Below are 708 nucleotides of genomic sequence, written 5' to 3'. Positions count from 1 at the left end.
AAAAAGCCCCTATGACGGGGCTTTTTGCATTTCTCCTACCCACACGCCTACCCACGTTGCTCTTAAAATCTGGCTCGGTGCTTAGGCAGTTTCTGCTATACGCAAAAAACTCAGGTGATAAATCCGCATCTATCGCATGCCCCACGATGCTTGTTCTTCTTTCATAATTGACGCGCCATTTTCTGAATGTTTCGCCGTTGTTCGGATGGCGAGGCAATTTATGAATATTGCTAGCCACGGACTCACTGCCTATCACATCCCAAAGAGTGCTGGCAGTGTGGTTAATGATAATCCAGAAAAATCATTGCTTTTGCCAGCCCATACGTAAATATGCCGCGCCGCAATCATCAATTTCATGCTGGGCAATGATAGGGAAAATTCCTGGTGTGGCAGCGTTGCACTGAGCAACTTGTCCGCTTTTCGGATCACGAAAAACTGCTGGAGATGCACATCCAGTAAGTATCAAGGCGACGATAATAATTAGTTTCTTCATGTTTGGTTTCCTAAAGTCCTGTGAGTCGTGTGGGCGGCGTATCGGTTGTTAAAATTGCAGATTCGGAGGTTCACTTTTCAGACAGTGAATTTGAGCAGCCGACTCGTAACATAAACTTACGCCTCCAGTCTTTGTGTCGATAACCCATACACGGTCTTCGTCCGTACTTGTGGGGCCTACGACCGCAATTTGATAGCGACCTGGTACGTCACACC

Annotated in this window: 2 protein-coding genes; both read right to left on the bottom strand. The window is 46.9% G+C overall.

What is annotated here, in order from left to right; all coding sequences use genetic code 11:
• On the bottom strand, nt 1-238 hold a 238-nt coding region (locus QN379_RS23440), incomplete at its 3' end, for a hypothetical protein (protein ID WP_323507765.1).
• 63 nt (nt 239-301) lie between these two features.
• On the bottom strand, nt 302-493 hold the full coding sequence (locus tag QN379_RS23435; protein ID WP_323507764.1) for a hypothetical protein: 192 nt from the start codon (nt 491-493) through the stop codon (nt 302-304).
• Nucleotides 494-708: the final 215 nt, after the last annotated feature.

The sequence above is a fragment of the Glaciimonas sp. Gout2 genome (genome assembly GCF_035018905.1).
In the GTDB taxonomy this organism is placed as follows: Bacteria; Pseudomonadota; Gammaproteobacteria; order Burkholderiales; family Burkholderiaceae_D; genus Glaciimonas.
The sequence above is the reverse complement of the archived record's forward strand: the minus strand, read 5'-3'. Positions and strand labels throughout refer to the sequence as shown.

What these genes read in the sequence shown, in the direction of transcription:
- QN379_RS23435 (WP_323507764.1), bottom strand. Translation starts at nt 493, where the DNA reads ATGAAGAAACTAATTATTATCGTCGCCTTGATACTTACTGGATGTGCA.